The following is a 15,457-nucleotide window of genomic DNA, read 5'->3' as shown; positions in this document are numbered from 1 at the left end:
TGCTGGTCACGAGGAGACCCCGTGGCGGGCTCGCGGTCGACGTCATCGAGTACCGAGGGAAGCGGCACTGACCTGCTGCGGCCCGTTCCTCGGCGACGAGCCGCTCACAAGCGACACGTTCCCGGAGTCCGGAGATCACGTCCGTAAGGGCAGCTGATATCGCGCCGCCGCGCCCGCCACGGGCATACTCAGGCCCTGCGGGCGCATCGGCACCCGCGAGCAGCGGGAGGTGCGCGATGGTGTCGTTGTCGGGGACGGAAACCCGGAAGGTCACGATCAATGACGTCGCCAGGTCCGCCGGGGTGTCCCGTCAGACCGTGTCGCGGGCGCTCAACGACAAGGACGAGATCGACGGCTCCACCAAACAGCGCGTGCTCGACGCCGCCCGCGAGCTCGGTTACCGGCCGAGCCGGTTCGCCCGCGGTCTGGTCCGGCAGGACACCACCACCATCGGGCTGGTGATCCCGGACCTGCTCAACCCGTTCTTCACCGAGGTCGCCGCGGCCGCTCTGGAGGCGGCCCGGGCCCGCGGCTGGCACGTCGTCGTGTACGACACCGCGGACAGGGCCGAAGAGGAACTCGGCACGCTGCAGGTGATCGCCTCACAAGTGGATGCGGTCGTCGGCTACTTCAGCTGCTCCGAGGACGAACTCGAGCTGTTCACCCGCGGCGTCCCGGTGGTGCTCATCGGCCGTGAGCACCACACGGCGCGGTTCAGCTCGATCCGGATCGACGGCGAGGCGGGCGTCCTTGCCGCGGTCGCGCACCTGGTCGCCGCGGGCCATGAACGCATCGGCATGCTCGACCACGACGGCCGCGCCGAGCCGAGCATCCGGCGTGAGTGGTTCACGACGGCCGCGGCGGCGTACGGGATCGACTCCGGCTTGGTGGTCGGCGCGGACCAGTCGGCCGACGGCGGCGGCGCGGCGCTCAGGACCTTGCTCACCGCCCATCCTGATGTCACCGCGGTCTTCACCTTCAACGACATCATCGCGATCGGCGTCCTGCGCGAGGCGCGCCGGCTCGGCAGGAACGTTCCGCAGGATCTCGCCGTGATCGGCTTCGACGGCCTGCAGCTCGGCACCCTGGTCGAACCCCCACTCTCCAGCGTCGCCCTCGACACGCGAAAGCTCGGCGCGCTCGCCATCGACCAGGTCGAACGGCTGCTGACCGGGGTGACCCCGCTCGCGGCCGACGACCTCGTCGTCCGGGCCGAGTTGCGGTTGGGCGGGTCGGCTTAACCTGCCGGACTCGTGCGTGACCCGAAAGCCTTGACACTCGGCCGCACCGGAGAGCACACTTCCGAGCAATTCACAATGCTCCCGTGAGCGCTCCCGTGAGCGCTCACGTGAACGTTCACGGGAGCGCTCACGGGAACGGCTCTGCTAATTCCCGCCACGGCGCTCGGCGCTTGAACCGACACCGTTGCGTCCTGTCCATTCCGACCAGAAGGCATCCCGCCTGAGGTGTCAACGTCGACCCGGCTGGCGCCACCGCTAGTCGTTCTCTGGTAAGGAAATTATGAGCAGCACAGTCACGCGCATCCGCCTCGCCGCCGTCGCGGCGGCAGCCAGTGTCGCCGTACTCGCCGGGTGCTCGTCGCCCGCGCCGTCGGCTGACGCATCCGCGGCTTCCTGTGAGCCGGCCAAGGGCAGGGTCACCCTCCAGTACTGGAACACCGTTCCGGGCATGGACCAGGTCGTCGCCCTGTGGAACAAGAAAAACCCGGACATCCAGGTTCAGATGAAGAACATCTCGAACGACCAGTACGGCACCATCGGCAACGCCCTCAAGGCGGGCAAGGCGCCGGAGCTCGCCCAGGTCGGTTACGACGAGCTCCCCTTCCTGCGCACACAGAACGCCTTCGTGGACGCCTCGGCCTGCAAGGACGCCGCGGCAGCCGAGTCGAAGTTCGTGCCGTGGACCTGGTCGCAGTCCAGCTTCGGCGGCACCGGGGTGTTCGCCTTTCCGCAGGACACCGGTCCGATGGCCCTGTACGTGCGCAGCGACATCTTCAAGCAGCACGGCCTGGGGATACCGAAGACCTGGGACGAGTACGCGGCGGACGCTCTGAAGCTGCACAAGGCGGACCCGAACCTCAGCATCACGTTCTTCGACCCGAACAACGCCGAGTGGTTCAACGGGCTCCTCTGGCAGAACAGCGCCGAGATGTACGCGTACGCCGGCGACAAGTGGCACGTCACCGTCGCGTCCGACCAGAGCAAGCAGGTCGCCGGCTACTGGCAGAAGCTGATCGACGACAAGCTCGTCCGCACCGACCTCGCGCACGGTTCGACGCAGATGTACACCGCGTACCAGAAGAACCAGATCGCCAGCTACGTCGGCGCCGCCTGGGGCTACAGCATGTTCCGCGACAACCTGCCCAAGCAGGCCGGCAAGTGGTCGATCGTCCCGATGCCGACCTGGGGCTCGAACGCCGCGTCCGGCGACTGGGGCGGATCCACCGTCGCGTTCATGAAGGGCAACACGCATCTGTACGAGTCGGTCAAGTTCAACTCCTGGCTGAACACCGACCCGGAGGCCCTCGCGCTGGAGAACAAGCTGGGCGGCCTCTACCCGGCGGCCACCGCCGGTTCGGAGCTTCCCGCGCTCTCGCAGGGCGTCGAGTACTACAACAACGAGAGGATCTTCGACGTCTTCGCCGAGTCGTCCAAGAACATCGACACCGAGTTCTCCTGGGGCCCCACCCAGAAGACGGTGAACCTGGCGCTCCAGGACACCATGGCCAAGGCGGCAGCCGGTGACGGTGTGCTCAACGACGCGCTCGCGGCCGCCCAGGCGGCCGCGCTGAAGTCGATGAAGGATCAGGCGATCCCGGCTGTCGCGGGCAAGTGACCGACGGATGACCGACATCGCAACCCGCGAGACCCGCGTGGTGGTGGCTCGAGGAGGCCGCCGTGGTCGCAACGGCGGCGGCCCCCGGGCGGGCACCATCGTCGCGTTCCTGACTCCGTTCTTCCTCCCGTTCGTGCTGTTCTACCTGGTGCCGGTGGGCTACGCGATCTGGCAGAGCTTCCTGGTCGTGCGCCGCACCGGTGGCCAGTACGGCACGTCATACACGACCTTCGGCGGCTTCGAGCAGTACGCGCAGGTGTTCCAGAACACCGAGTTCTGGTCCAGCATCGGGCGCATCGGACTGTTCGGCATCGTGCAGGTGCCGGTCATGCTGTTCGTCGCGTTGAGCATGGCGTTGCTGCTCGATACGCCCCTGCTGAAGATCAAGTCGTTCTTCCGTATCACGGCGTTCATGCCGTATGCCGTGCCCGGCGTCATCGCCGCGATCATGTGGTCGTACCTCTACTCGCCGCAGGTCAGCCCCCTCGTGGACGTGCTGAAAGGCATCGGTCTCCAGCCCGACTTCCTGGGCCCGGGCGCGGTGCTGTGGTCGGCGGCGAACGTCTCCACCTGGCTCTGGACCGGCTACAACATGCTGATCATGTACTCGGCGCTGCAGTCGATCCCGCAGGAGCTCTACGAAGCTGCCAAGCTCGACGGTGCGAGTAACTGGGCGATCGCGTGGAAGGTCAAAGTCCCGATCATCGCCCCGTCCATCGTCCTCACGACGGTGTTCTCGATCATCGGCACACTGCAGCTCTATGCCGAGCCGGCCGTGCTGCGCCAGATCTCGTCGAACATCTCGAGCACGTACACACCGAACATGCTCGCGTATGCGGTGGCCTCCGGGAACAACTACCAGCAGGCTGCAGCGATCTCCGTGGTCATCGCCGTCATCACCTTCGTCTTGAGCTTCGGGTTCATGCGACTGACCTCGAAGAAGGCCGGACTGTGAGCAACCAGACCCTGATCCGCGAAAGCCGCGTCAGCCGCACGGCTGCCATGGCTCTGATGTTCCTCCTGGCGATCTACTTCCTGCTGCCGATCTACTTTCTGATCGTCGCGGCGACGAAACCGCAGGGCGACCTCGCCTCGACCAACGGGCTGGCGTTCTCGCACTTCGACCTGTTCAGCAACCTGGGCACCCTGTTCGGCCGCAGCGACGGCATCTTCGGGCGGTGGGCTCTGAACAGCGTGATCTACGCGGTGCTCGGCGCGGCCGTCGGAACCCTGATCTCCGCGCTGTGCGGCTACGCGCTCGCCAAGTTCAAGTTCCGGGGCCGCGAGTTCCTGTTCTCCGTCATCCTCGGTGGCGTCCTCGTTCCCACCACCGCGCTCGCGCTCCCGCTGTTCCTTCTGTTCTCGGCGACCGGGATCGTCAACACCTACCTCGCGGTGTTCCTGCCCAGCATCGTCAGCCCGTTCGGCGTCTACCTCGCCCGCATCTTCACCGCCGCCGCCGTCCCCGAGGAGATCCTCGAGTCGGCGCGCCTGGACGGCGCCGGCGAGTTCCGCACGTTCTTCTCGGTGGCGATCAGGCTGATGGCGCCGTCGCTGGTGACCATCTTCCTGTTCCAGTTCGTCGCCATCTGGAACAACTTCTTCCTACCGATGGTGATGCTGCAGAAGGAGTCGCTCTTCCCGATCACGCTCGGCCTCTACCAGTGGAACGGTCAGACAGCCCGTGCCCCACTGCTTCAGGAATCCGTGATCACCGGCTCGCTGGTCTCGATCGTGCCCGTGATCATCGTCTTCATCCTCCTCCAGCGGTTCTGGCGCACCGGGCTCGCCTCCGGCTCTCTCAAGTAGCTCCGCACCCCTGCGTTCTTGCCTCCCACGTCACCCGCCAATAGAAGGTCCCTCGCGCTATGCAGAACTCCGCCGTCTTCGTGCCCCATTTCCATTGGGACCGGGAATGGTACGAGCCTTTCCAGGTGTTCCGGCACCGGCTTGTCGCCGCTCTCGACACTGTGCTGGAGACAGCCGAGGCGAACCCGGACTTCCGGTTCACCGTCGACGGTCAGATGGCCGCGATCGAGGACTACCTGGAGATGCGACCGGAGAACCGCGATCGCGTCGTGGCCCTGGTCGCCGATGGCCGGGTCGCCATCGGGCCGTGGCTCATCCTGCTCGACGAGTTCCTCTGCTCCGGCGAGACCATCGTGCGCAACCTGCAGATGGGCTGGGCGGCCGCGGCTGACCTCGGCGGCCCGATGCCCGTCGGCTACCTGCCGGACATGTTCGGCCACGTCGCGCAGATGCCGCAGATCCTGGCGCGCGCCGGCATCGAGCATGCGGCGCTGTGGCGCGGTGTTCCCGGCTCGGTCGGCGGCCACGCCTTCCGCTGGCGCGCTCCCGATGGCTCCGAGGTACGCACCGAGTTCCTCTTCGACGGCTACGACAACGGCCTCGACGTCTTGCTGGTGCCCGACCGCATCAGGCGCGCGCTCGGCGAGTACGCGGAGATGACGGCCGAGCGGTGGGGTGACGACCCGGTACTCGCGATGGCCGGCACCGACCACAACGCGCCTGACCCGCAACTCGCGACCTGGCTTCGGCGCGCATCCAGCGACGAGCTCGCCATCACCATCGCGACGCTCGACGAGTACATCCGGGAGCACGTGCGTGACGAGGTCTCCGCCCTCGTCACCGGTGAACTGCGCAGCCACGTGCGCGGCAACATCCTCCCGGGCGTGCTCTCCGTGCGGCTCGCGCTCAAGCAGCGGATGGCAGTGGCCGAGCGCACCGTCGACCACGCCGAGCGGGCGAACGCTCTGTGGTCCCAGCGCGACGACTCGCCGTTCCTCATGCTCGCGTGGCACAAGATCATCGAATCCTCCGCGCACGACTCCGTCGTCGGCTCCGGCACCGACGAAACCTCCGATCAGGTCGAAGCGCGTCTCGCCGAAGCCACGCACGCTGCGCGGGCGGTGCGGGATGCGGCCCTCGCCGAGCCCGCCGCCCTGGTGCCGAGCGACGGCTACCTGGTCGCCAACCCGCTGCCGTTCCCGCGCACGGCATTGGCCGAGGTGGATGTCGTCGCCCCGCCCGAGGGAACCGTTCTCGTCGCGACTGTCGCCGACGGCTCGGCGCACCCCGTGCAGCTGATCTCGCAGGCCCCGACCGTGCTCAGCGACGAGCACATGGACGCCTCGCAGCTCGAACGTGTGCTGCGCCGCATCCACCGCCGCGAGCTCTTCGGCCGTCTGATCGACCACTACGAACTCACCCCGGGGTCGCTGGTCTTCCACCTTGCCGAGGTGCCGACCAGCGGACCGTTCGACCTGCTGATCCTGCGCCGGGAGGTCGCTGCCGCGGCCGCCGCACATCCGGGTGAGTGGAGGGTGCTCACGCTGGAGGAGGCTCGCGCGACCGCGCTCGTGCCCGTGGACGTCCCTGCCTCCGGGCTTGCAAGTTTCCGGGTCGAACCGAGCGACCGGACTGCCGCGCACTCGACGACGTTCGCACCTGCGACGGCGACGGCCCGCGCGCTTTCGAACGGACTCGTCGAGGTCGCGGTCGCCGCCGACGGCACCCTGGACGTGGCCGGGGCCGACGGCACCGCGCTGCACGGAGTCGGCCGCCTCATCGATGGCGGTGACCGCGGCGACAGTTACAACTACGCTCCGCCGGCGCAGGATGTGCTCGTGTCGGAGCCGACGGAGGTCACCGTCGAACTCCTCGAGAACGGCCCGCTGCGTTCGAGGATGCGTGTCACCCGCGTCTACGCATGGCCCGCCGCGCTCACCTCCGAGCGCGACGTACGCAGCAGCCAGACCGTGCCGACCCCGGTGGAGACACTCGTGGAGGTGCGCGCAGGTGAGCCGTTCGTACGCGTGTCCACGTCGTTCCTGAACCAGTCCGCCGACCACCGGCTGCGCTTCCACGTGCCACTGCCCGAGCCTGCGGCCGTGTCCGCGTCCGCCGGGCAGTTCGCCGTCACCGAGCGTGGGCTCACCGCCGAGGGCGGCTGGGGCGAATACCCGATCCCGACCTTCCCCGCGAGTTCGTTCGTGTCAGCCGGCGCCGCCAACGTACTGCTCGACCACGCCACTGAGTACGAACTCGTCGGCGACGGCTCCGAACTCGCCATCACTCTGCTGCGCGCGATCGGCTCGATCAGCGTAAACATCCATCCACTCCGTGACGAACCCGCGGCGAGCGAGATCCCCGCACCGGGCGCGCAAGATCTCGGCGTGCGCATCGAGAACCGTTTCGCGGTCGTGCCCTCAGCGACCGGCTGGCAGGGTGCGAACGTGGTCGCTCTCGCCGAAGACTTCCGCAACGACGTGCTGGTGGCCCGCGGGACCGCGCCCGCCGAAGGTCATCTGCCCCCCGACGCGACCGGCGTGCAGGTCGACGGTGTGGACATCCTCGTCTCGAGCATCCGCCGCGTCGCCGACGACGATCGCGGTGTCGGCACCGAGGTGAGATTGGTCGCGATGAGCGACACGGGCTCGACCGTCCGCGTGACGGGCGCGTTCACAGAGGCCACCACGGTCGACCTGCTGGGCCGGCCGCTCTCCACGACGCCGGTCGCGGACGGACTCGAACTCGCCCTCTGCCCTTGGGAGATCCGAACGGTCGTGGTCCGGTAGACAACTGCACGCACGAAAAGGATTACCAGCCAAGCCCCGATCACTCGAGTCGGCGAATGCAGCCGGCGTCGGATCCTTTTTGTTACAAGAAAGAGTTGTGACCTCGTGCCCTCCCAACTTTCTGCGTATGTTTCGGACACCACACCAGGGCGTGGCGCGCTGCGCACGGCGCGCTCGTGGTTGCACTCCGACGTCCCTTCTCGTTCCCTGAACGGGATTTGGCGTTTCCGTCTTTCGCAAACGGTTCCGGTGGCAGAGGATTTCGCGGCCGAAGGGTTCGACGACAGCGGCTGGGACAGCATCTCGGTGCCCTCCCACTGGGTGCTCCAGGGTGACGGAGCCTACGGCCGGCCGATCTACACGAACGTGCAGTTCCCGTTCCCGATCGACCCACCCTTTGTCCCGGATGAGAACCCCACCGGCGACTATCGCCGCCATTTCGACGTGCCCGCCGACTGGTCGGAAGCCGAGCGCGTCCTGCTGCGGTTCGACGGTGTCGAGTCGCTTTTCAAACTGTGGGTGAATGGCGAGGAGATCGGCAGCGCCAGCGGCAGCCGGCTCGCCCACGAATTTGACGTGACATCGTCTCTACGCCCGGGCGACAACGTCGTTGCTGTGCGCGTGCACCAGTGGTCGGCGGCCAGCTATCTCGAAGACCAGGACCAGTGGTGGCTGCCAGGCATCTTCCGCGATGTCACCGTGATCGCACGGCCTGCCGGAGGCATTGAGGACGTCTGGCTGCGAACCGGGTTCGAGAGTGGGCACGGACAGATCGAGACGGAGGTCACCGCCAATGCGGCAGCATTCCCCGTCACCCTTCGCCTCCCTGAACTCGGCATCGAGCAGGTGTGGGCGACAGCGGCCGACGTGGCCCCGCTCGATGTCGATGGCGTGGAGCCCTGGTCGGCCGAGCAGCCTCGCCTGTACAACGTCACGGTGTCAACCGCCGCAGAGAGCATCGCGATGAGGGTGGGTTTCCGCACGGTCGAGATCCGCGGCGACCAGTTCCTGGTCAATGGCCGCCGCGTCGTGTTCCACGGGATGAATCGCCACGAGACGCACCCCGAGCGCGGCCGCGTCTTCGACGAGGAGCATGCTCGCGAAGACCTGGCCCGCATGAAGCGGTTCAATGTGAACGCGATCCGCACCAGCCATTACCCACCGCATCCACGACTGCTCGACCTTGCCGACGAACTCGGATTCTGGGTCATCCTCGAATGCGATCTCGAGACGCACGGCTTCGACAAACTCGATTGGGTTGCCAATCCAAGCGACGACCCGGTGTGGCGTGACGCGTACCTCGACCGCATCCAGCGCACCGTCGAACGAGACAAGAACCATCCCAGTATCGTGATCTGGTCGCTCGGCAACGAAGCAGGAACCGGCAGCAACCTCGCTGCGATGTCAGCGTGGGTCCACGCCCGCGACGCCGGACGACCTGTGCACTACGAAGGTGACCACGCCGGCGAATACACCGACATCTATTCGCGTATGTACCCGTCCGTGCTCGAGACCGAGCAGATCGGAACCGAGGGCTCACGCTCGACGCTGCTGAACTGCACTCCCGCGCAGGGCGCTCGGCAGCGCACCAAGCCGTTCCTGCTCTGCGAGTACGCCCACGCGATGGGCAACGGGCCGGGAGCGCTCGACCAGTACGAGGCGCTTGTGCACGAGCATCCGCGGCTGCACGGCGGCTTTGTCTGGGAATGGCGCGATCACGGCATCCTGACGACGACCCCGGACGGTACGCCCTACTACGCGTACGGTGGCGACTTCGGAGAGGTCGTTCACGACGGCAACTTCGTGATGGACGGAATGCTGTTGAGCAACGACGTCCCGACCCCCAGTCTCCACGAGTACAAGGCAGTCGTGCAGCCGGTCCGCTTCACCTTCGACGGTGACGAACTTGCGATTACAAACCTGCGGCACTCGGCTGACACGTCTGACCTGCGTTTCCGCTGGCGCGTCGAGCACGACGGCACGCTCGTGGATTCTGGGGATATAGAGGTTCCCGTCGTCGCGGCAGGCGAGTCGGCACGTGTGCCGCTTCCACGGATACCGGTGTCGCAAGCCTCGGAAACGTGGCTCACCCTTGATGCGGTATTGGCAGCTGGGACTGCTTGGGCGCGCGACGGGCATGTGATCGCGACCGCCCAGCTGGACCGTTCGACGCGTCGTCCCGCCCCTGGTGTCCGACCCGAAACCAATTGGCGGCAGAGCGACGGAAGGCTGACGCTTGGAATCGCCGAGTTCATTGACGGGTCCCTCGTACGGCTCGCCGGCCGCACTGTGTCGGGCCCGCGGTTGGAACTGTTTCGGGCCCCAACCGACAACGATGAAGGCGCGTCCGAAGAAGTCGATGAGAGCGACGCCAGCATCGCAGGGGTTTCCAACGCTGAACTGTGGCATCGCGACGGTCTTGACCGGCTGACCACGCGGCGAGTGTCCGTGGAGCGCACCGTGAAGGCCCTGCGGACGATCGCAAGAGTCTCCGCGGCGAACTCCGCCTTGTCGGTGATTGTTGAATCTGTCTGGTCACTTGAGGGCGACGAACTCGAGTTGCGTGTGGAGATCGAGCCCTCGAGCGGTTGGCCGACGGTGTGGCCGCGGATCGGGATTCGCTTCGATCTGCCGGACGGTGCGGCTCCCATCGACGGCGCCGAGTGGTTCGGCCTTGGCCCGCTCGAGTCCTACCCTGACAGTCTCCGCGCGGCACGCACCGGCCGTTTCTCCTCCACCGTCCGCGACCTCTCCGTCGACTACGCGCGACCCCAGGAGACTGGGCACCGCTCTCAGTTGCGACAGCTGGCGCTGACGAGTGCCGGCACCAAGGTGCTACGCATCGTGACATTCCCGGACACGCACGGACGTCGCCCCGGCTTCACGCTCAGCCGTCACACCCCACAGCAGATTGCGCAAGCTGGACACCCATATGAGCTTCCGGATTCGACGACGAGTCACCTGATCGTCGATGCAGTCCAGCACGGGCTTGGCTCACGGGCCTGTGGACCGGATGTGTGGCCCGAGTTCGCGCTTCGCCCCGAATCTCGCACGATCAGGCTTCGCATTGCAGGACACTAGTGTCCTGCGCCTGAAATCCGTTTCGGTAGATCTGTAGAACGAGAGCCCGTCGTGGGTGAGGACAGCAGCTCTCCCGTGAAGACTGTTTCGGTGTCGTTCCGCCCTGCTGCATCCCGGGCACACCGCATCTGTGTGTTGCGACTGCATCACGAACTCTGTTTTCGCTGGTCAGAGGGCTTATAGTCGCAGACTTCTGGATCTTGGACCCAATTGTCCGAACGGCGAGGTCCGGCACTTGAGCGAGCGGAACGACAGCGAATGGCACGCAGCAGGATGACCCGACGTCATGGGTGGGTGATAGCAGCGCTGCTGTGTGCGGTGGTGCCGTCGGCGGCGGCCTGTACGGCAGCGACCGGGAAGCCGGCGGCGAGGAAGACGACCGAGGCCGAGGCGAAGGCCACCGCGTCCACGCCGTCCTGCGCGGGCGGGGCCGTCCGGTGGACCTCGGTGCACCGGGAGTGGCGACTCACCGAAGTCTCGCCGGTCGTGAACATCCGCAAGAGCGACGGCGGGGTCACGTTTCACCCGGGGCTCGTGCGCAACGTAGTGCCCCAGGTCAGCACGAGCGACGACCGCGTATCAGCGCACCAGGTCCTCGCCGCGCTGGCTAAGCGCCTCAAGTGGTGGGACGTCGAGGAACTGGCCGCTCCGGGGAAGGAGTCCGCCGATCGTCGGCGCTACCCCGCCAAGATCGACTTCCTCGGGCACGCGGGGCGTTTCGTCGAAGCCGAGGGAGTCCAGGCCGTCGACGCGAGCTTCACCGTGACCTGCCCCGGCGGTGACGTCTACGGCAGCGTGAGCACCTGGTTCGGCGATGCAGGTGCATCCCTGGCCTGCGGTGTGAACCCCCACACCAAGAGGCCCTGGATCCAGGAGGCCTACCAGCTGACGTGTGGTCCACTCAAAAACTGAGGAGCGGACCCGGCGGGCGGCACTGAAGTGGACCGCCAGATCTGACGACGAACTACTGGCGCAGGACACTAGCTCAGCATCTTCAGCGCCGCCGCGTCGTACGGCTTCAGTTCCTCGACCCGGCCCGCCAGGACCTTCGCCGCCCACTCCGGGTCCTGGAGCAGGGCGCGTCCGACGGCGACCAGGTCGAACTCGTCGCGCTCCATGCGGTCGAGGAGGTTGTCGATGCTGCCGACCGCTGCACCCTCGCCCGCGAACGCGCGGATGAAGTCGCCGTCGAGGCCGACCGAGCCGACGGTGATGGTGGGCCGGCCGGTGAGCTTCTTGGTCCAGCCTGCCAGGTTCAGGTCCGAGTCCTCGAACTCCGGGAGCCAGTAGCGGCGGGTGGAGGCGTGGAAGGCGTCGACGCCCGCCGCGGCAAGCGGGGTCAGGATCGCCTCCAGCTCCTCCGGGGTCTGGGCGAGCCTCGCGTCGTAGGCTTCCTGCTTCCACTGCGAGTAACGGAAGATCACCGGGAAGTCGGGCGAGACGGTCTCGCGGACCGCGGCCACGATCTCGGCCGAGAACCTGGTACGGGCCACGGGGCCGCCGCCGTAGGCATCGGTGCGGCGGTTCGTGCCCGCCCACAGGAACTGGTCGAGGAGATAGCCGTGGGCGCCGTGCAGTTCGACGCCATCGAACCCGATGCGCTCGGCGGCCGCGGCAGCCTCGACGAACGCGCCGATGACGTCGTCCAGGTCGCTCCGGGTCATGGCCTTACCGGTGCCCTCCGTGCCGTCGACGCGGATGCCGGAAGGGCCGACGGCGGGGGCGTCGGCGTAGGGCGCATCGCCCTGCTTGCGCACCATACCGATGTGCCACAACTGCGGGACGATCGTGCCGCCCGCCGCGTGCACGGCCTCGGCGACCTTCGCCCATCCCGCCAGCTGCTCCTCACCGTGGAACCGCGGCACACGGTCGCTCTGCCCGGCCGACTCGTGGCCGACGTAGGTCCCCTCCGTGACGATCAGGCCTACACCCGCGCCGGCGCGACGGGCGTAGTACGACTGCACGTCCTCACCGGGAACGCCGCCCGGGGAGAACATGCGCGTCATCGGCGCCATCACGATGCGGTTCGGGACAGTCAGGCCGTTCAGCGCGACGGGCCGGGACAGGATCTCGGCCGCGCGGGAGGCCGAAGTCGCAGTGACGGTCACGGAGGTGCTCCTCGTAGTACTTGATAACTGTGATGGTTGATAACTTCAAGCAACGAGAAGACGGTAAATATAAATATTTGAGATTGTCAAGTTTCCTGGGTAAAATGACTCCCATGACAGGAACTGCCCGCGTCGATACGGCACAGCTCATGGAGCTGCTCTCGGTGTGCCTCGGTGCCTATTACGGCGACTTCACAGTCGCGGCAGCGAGCGAGAACCTCACCGCGAGCCAGGGCAAGGCATTGACCGTGCTGCGCCGGGGCCCCGCCGCGATGCGCGCCCTGGCCAACACCCTGACCTGCGACGCCTCCAACATGACAGGGATCGTCGACCGGCTGGAGAAGCGTGGCCTGGTGCGCCGCGAGCCCAGCCCCTCCGACCGGCGCATCAAGAACGTCGTCCTCACAGCCGAGGGCGAGCGCGTCGCCGACGCGATTCGCGCGAAGATGCACACTACGCAGGAGGGCCTGGACGCGCTCAGCGACGAGCAACGGGACTCCCTGCACGCCCTGCTGGAACGAGTTTTCATCTCCCAGCCCGCCGCCTGAACCGGGGGTATCAGCCGACCGGTGTTCTGAGTCTCCCGGCGCGGAACGCCGGGGCTTGCGAAGGTGCTCGCTGCGAGTGTCCGGGACGAGCGGGGCGATGACCATTGATCGGCGCGGCCGGGCTTCGTACCCTCTCCCGATGGGACATGACGACCTTCCGGCTCTTGAACTCGCCTTTCCTGGCCCGGAACGTGACCGTGGCGTGGCGGCGATCCTGAGCGGTCGGAAGACCGCGCTCACGGGCCTCCTGGAGATGTACGAGCACGCCGGGGAGGCGGTACCACAGGCCGGTCAGCGATTCTCAGTGCTCGATTCCGAAGGCCGTTCGGCCGTCACGATCGAACTCGTCGACGTGCGTGTCGTCCCCGTGAAGGACATCGATGACGACTTCGCGCGGGCCGAGGGGCGCGGCTACTCCGACGTCGCACAGTGGCGGGCAGCCCACGAAGAGTTCTTCCAGAGCGATGGCGTGAGCGAGTTCCTGGGGCGTACCCCCGTCGTTGACGATGACACGCTCGTTGTTGCCGAACGCTTCCGGGTGGTCGAGCCCGCCGGCCCGGGTGGTCCGTGACTCTGCCTCGCATCGGACCGAAGAACGGGAGGATCAGCCGGCGCCGATGTGGGCCAGGTCAGCCAGGGCGGGCATGCCGAGACAGACGTAGTTGCTCACGATGTGATGCGTGTGGGCCGCCGTCAGGTCGTGGCCCCGCCCCGGCAGGGCCCCAGAGATCCACACGATATTGCCCTGCGGGTCGGTGATGAGCCGGAAGTTCACGCCGTGGCGGCGGTGCTTGCCCGAATAGTCGCCGCGGCCGTCACCAACGCAGTCGCACTGGGCGAGAGTGCCGTCCAACAGCGCATACTCTGCATCCGCCTCGCGCAGGGCGCGGGTCGGACCCGGTGCGCGACAGACGAGGAGATCGATGCCAGAGCACATACGTTGCTGGGCAAGGTGAGGTGGGTGGAACGTCGAGAGGCGTGTCGAAGGAAATTCGGTCCCGCGGCGTTCACACCCTGGACATCGGCGACGACCTGCACGGATGCCGTCCGGTGGGATCGTATGCCGTGGGCTGGCGAGTGCGCTCGAAAGCGCGCACAGGTGCGCATGATCCCGGCCGGTCCGGCACCACATCCGAAATGGCTCGAGCAACGGCGAGGAATCGATGAACCCGACCGACGCTGACCGTGCTGAACAGGCCGTCGCCGAACGCGACGCCGAGACCGCGGCCGAGTTCAAGCCGCTGCTCGACGCCCCGCAGACGGCCGCGGCGGGGGTGGCGATGTGGATCTTCGTCGTCGGCCCGCCGATCTGCCTGATCGCTGCGGCGCTGTTTGTGTGGGGATGGGGCCTGTCCGTGCTGGACGTCGGGATGGCGGTGGTCGCCTACCTCGTGTCCGGCTTCGGACTCACGGTCGGTTATCACCGCCTCTTCACGCATCGCTCGTTCAAGGCACGGCGGGGCCTGCGGATCGCCCTGGCCGTCGCGGGTTCGCTGGGGGTCGAGGGTTCACCGGTCCAGTGGGTGGCGAACCACCGACGCCATCACGCCTTCGCCGACCGAGAGGGCGACCCGCACTCGCCCTGGCGCTACGGGACCGACACCCACGCGCTGCTCAAGGGGCTTCTGCACGCGCACATCGGGTGGATGCTGAAGCGCGAGCTGAGTAACCGTGCCAGGTTCGCGCCCGACATCGCCGCCGATCCCGACCTGCGGCTCGTCGGTCGGTTCTTCGGGCTGCTGACCGCCGTCTCGCTCCTGTTCCCGGCGCTGGTCGGCGGGCTCGTCACCGGCACCTGGACCGGCGCGCTGACGGGCTTCTTCTGGGCCGGCGTGATCCGGATGGCGCTGCTGCACCACGTCACGTGGTCGGTGAACTCGGTCTGCCACGTCGCGGGCAAACGCCCGTTCATCAGTCGGGACAAGGCCACCAACTTCTGGCCGCTCGCACTGCTGTCCTTCGGCGAAAGCTGGCACAACTCACATCACGCCGACCCCACGGGAGCGCGCCACGGCGTCCTGCCGGGCCAGCTCGACCCGTCGGCACGCCTCATCTGGGTATTCGAGAAGCTGCGCTGGGTCCACGACGTGCGCTGGCCGAGCGCGGACCGTGTCAGCGCCCGACTGCTCCCCGAAGCGGCCGGCCCGCACCAGCCCGCCGCCTGACACCCCTCACGAGGCGGCGAGAACAGCACTCCACGCTCCGTACGGGCACGCCGGCGGCCGGAGGACCGGCCGCCGGCGGGATGAGGCGGGGAATCAGATGA

The 15,457-nt window shown here is 67.2% G+C and carries 12 protein-coding genes and 1 pseudogene; 10 read left to right on the top strand and 3 right to left on the bottom strand.

The window, feature by feature from the left end; translation table 11 throughout:
- The first annotated feature begins 236 nt into the window (after nucleotides 1-236).
- The 6 genes from ACIA8E_RS29100 to ACIA8E_RS29075 all read left to right on the top strand — a co-directional run bounded on the left by ACIA8E_RS29100 (nucleotide 237) and on the right by ACIA8E_RS29075 (nucleotide 10,535).
- Nucleotides 237-1,241 carry a LacI family DNA-binding transcriptional regulator gene (locus ACIA8E_RS29100; RefSeq protein ID WP_399302310.1) on the top strand — a complete coding sequence of 335 codons (1,005 nt, stop codon included), beginning with the start codon at nucleotides 237-239 and terminating at the stop codon, nucleotides 1,239-1,241.
- Nucleotides 1,242-1,521: 280 nt separating this feature from the next.
- On the top strand, nucleotides 1,522-2,856 hold the full coding sequence (locus ACIA8E_RS29095; protein ID WP_399302308.1) for an ABC transporter substrate-binding protein: 1,335 nt from the start codon (nucleotides 1,522-1,524) through the stop codon (nucleotides 2,854-2,856).
- A gap of 7 nt (nucleotides 2,857-2,863) precedes the next feature.
- The gene (locus ACIA8E_RS29090) at nucleotides 2,864-3,811 is read left to right on the top strand and encodes a carbohydrate ABC transporter permease (protein ID WP_399302306.1); all 948 of its coding nucleotides are present in this window, start codon (nucleotides 2,864-2,866) and stop codon (nucleotides 3,809-3,811) included.
- Nucleotides 3,808-4,665 (top strand): carbohydrate ABC transporter permease, encoded by an 858-nt coding sequence (locus tag ACIA8E_RS29085; RefSeq protein ID WP_030976201.1) that lies wholly within the window; start codon nucleotides 3,808-3,810, stop codon nucleotides 4,663-4,665. The genes ACIA8E_RS29090 and ACIA8E_RS29085 overlap by 4 nt, the downstream gene beginning before the upstream one ends.
- 59 nt (nucleotides 4,666-4,724) lie before the next feature.
- The gene (locus tag ACIA8E_RS29080; protein WP_399302304.1) at nucleotides 4,725-7,454 is read left to right on the top strand and encodes an alpha-mannosidase; all 2,730 of its coding nucleotides are present in this window, start codon (nucleotides 4,725-4,727) and stop codon (nucleotides 7,452-7,454) included.
- Nucleotides 7,455-7,559: 105 nt separating this feature from the next.
- Nucleotides 7,560-10,535, top strand: coding sequence for a glycoside hydrolase family 2 TIM barrel-domain containing protein (locus ACIA8E_RS29075; protein ID WP_399302302.1), 2,976 nt, complete (start codon nucleotides 7,560-7,562; stop codon nucleotides 10,533-10,535).
- A 284-nt stretch (nucleotides 10,536-10,819) separates the two neighbouring features.
- Here the strand turns inward: ACIA8E_RS29075 and ACIA8E_RS29070 are convergent, their stop codons facing one another.
- Nucleotides 10,820-11,005 (bottom strand): hypothetical protein, encoded by a 186-nt coding sequence (locus ACIA8E_RS29070; RefSeq protein WP_399302300.1) that lies wholly within the window; start codon nucleotides 11,003-11,005, stop codon nucleotides 10,820-10,822.
- A 16-nt stretch (nucleotides 11,006-11,021) separates the two neighbouring features.
- Here ACIA8E_RS29070 and ACIA8E_RS29065 point away from each other — a divergent pair, with 16 nt between their 5' ends.
- Complete coding sequence (locus ACIA8E_RS29065) at nucleotides 11,022-11,447, top strand: hypothetical protein (RefSeq protein ID WP_399302298.1); 426 nt, start codon at nucleotides 11,022-11,024, stop codon at nucleotides 11,445-11,447.
- Nucleotides 11,448-11,515: 68 nt separating this feature from the next.
- Here ACIA8E_RS29065 and ACIA8E_RS29060 read toward each other — a convergent pair whose 3' ends face one another.
- Nucleotides 11,516-12,643: an NADH:flavin oxidoreductase gene (locus ACIA8E_RS29060; protein WP_399302296.1), complete on the bottom strand. Its 1,128-nt coding sequence runs from the start codon at nucleotides 12,641-12,643 to the stop codon at nucleotides 11,516-11,518.
- Between the two features lie 113 nt (nucleotides 12,644-12,756).
- Between ACIA8E_RS29060 and ACIA8E_RS29055 the strand changes: the two genes are divergently transcribed.
- Both ACIA8E_RS29055 and ACIA8E_RS29050 read left to right on the top strand, forming a co-directional pair.
- Nucleotides 12,757-13,191 carry a MarR family winged helix-turn-helix transcriptional regulator gene (locus ACIA8E_RS29055; protein WP_399302294.1) on the top strand — a complete coding sequence of 145 codons (435 nt, stop codon included), beginning with the start codon at nucleotides 12,757-12,759 and terminating at the stop codon, nucleotides 13,189-13,191.
- A gap of 139 nt (nucleotides 13,192-13,330) precedes the next feature.
- Nucleotides 13,331-13,762 (top strand): ASCH domain-containing protein, encoded by a 432-nt coding sequence (locus tag ACIA8E_RS29050; protein WP_399302292.1) that lies wholly within the window; start codon nucleotides 13,331-13,333, stop codon nucleotides 13,760-13,762.
- Between the two features lie 36 nt (nucleotides 13,763-13,798).
- Here the strand turns inward: ACIA8E_RS29050 and ACIA8E_RS29045 are convergent.
- Nucleotides 13,799-14,110 (bottom strand): annotated as a pseudogene (locus tag ACIA8E_RS29045) (transposase family protein); the annotation flags it as partial.
- 244 nt (nucleotides 14,111-14,354) lie between these two features.
- On the opposite strand from ACIA8E_RS29045, the gene ACIA8E_RS29040 reads away from it, so the two are divergent.
- Nucleotides 14,355-15,356 (top strand): acyl-CoA desaturase, encoded by a 1,002-nt coding sequence (locus ACIA8E_RS29040; RefSeq protein ID WP_399302290.1) that lies wholly within the window; start codon nucleotides 14,355-14,357, stop codon nucleotides 15,354-15,356.
- Nucleotides 15,357-15,457 lie beyond the last annotated feature (101 nt).

The organism is Streptomyces sp. NPDC051664, from assembly GCF_044453545.1.
Lineage (GTDB): Bacteria > Actinomycetota > Actinomycetes > Streptomycetales > Streptomycetaceae > Streptomyces.
This window is presented reverse-complemented; position numbering and strand designations above follow the sequence as displayed.

Coding starts and splice junctions, on each gene's coding strand:
- ACIA8E_RS29100 (WP_399302310.1), top strand. CDS start 237: ATGGTGTCGTTGTCGGGGACGGAAACCCGGAAGGTCACGATCAATGAC.
- ACIA8E_RS29095 (WP_399302308.1), top strand. CDS start 1,522: ATGAGCAGCACAGTCACGCGCATCCGCCTCGCCGCCGTCGCGGCGGCA.
- ACIA8E_RS29090 (WP_399302306.1), top strand. CDS start 2,864: ATGACCGACATCGCAACCCGCGAGACCCGCGTGGTGGTGGCTCGAGGA.
- ACIA8E_RS29080 (WP_399302304.1), top strand. CDS start 4,725: ATGCAGAACTCCGCCGTCTTCGTGCCCCATTTCCATTGGGACCGGGAA.
- ACIA8E_RS29055 (WP_399302294.1), top strand. CDS start 12,757: ATGACAGGAACTGCCCGCGTCGATACGGCACAGCTCATGGAGCTGCTC.
- ACIA8E_RS29050 (WP_399302292.1), top strand. CDS start 13,331: ATGGGACATGACGACCTTCCGGCTCTTGAACTCGCCTTTCCTGGCCCG.
- ACIA8E_RS29040 (WP_399302290.1), top strand. CDS start 14,355: ATGAACCCGACCGACGCTGACCGTGCTGAACAGGCCGTCGCCGAACGC.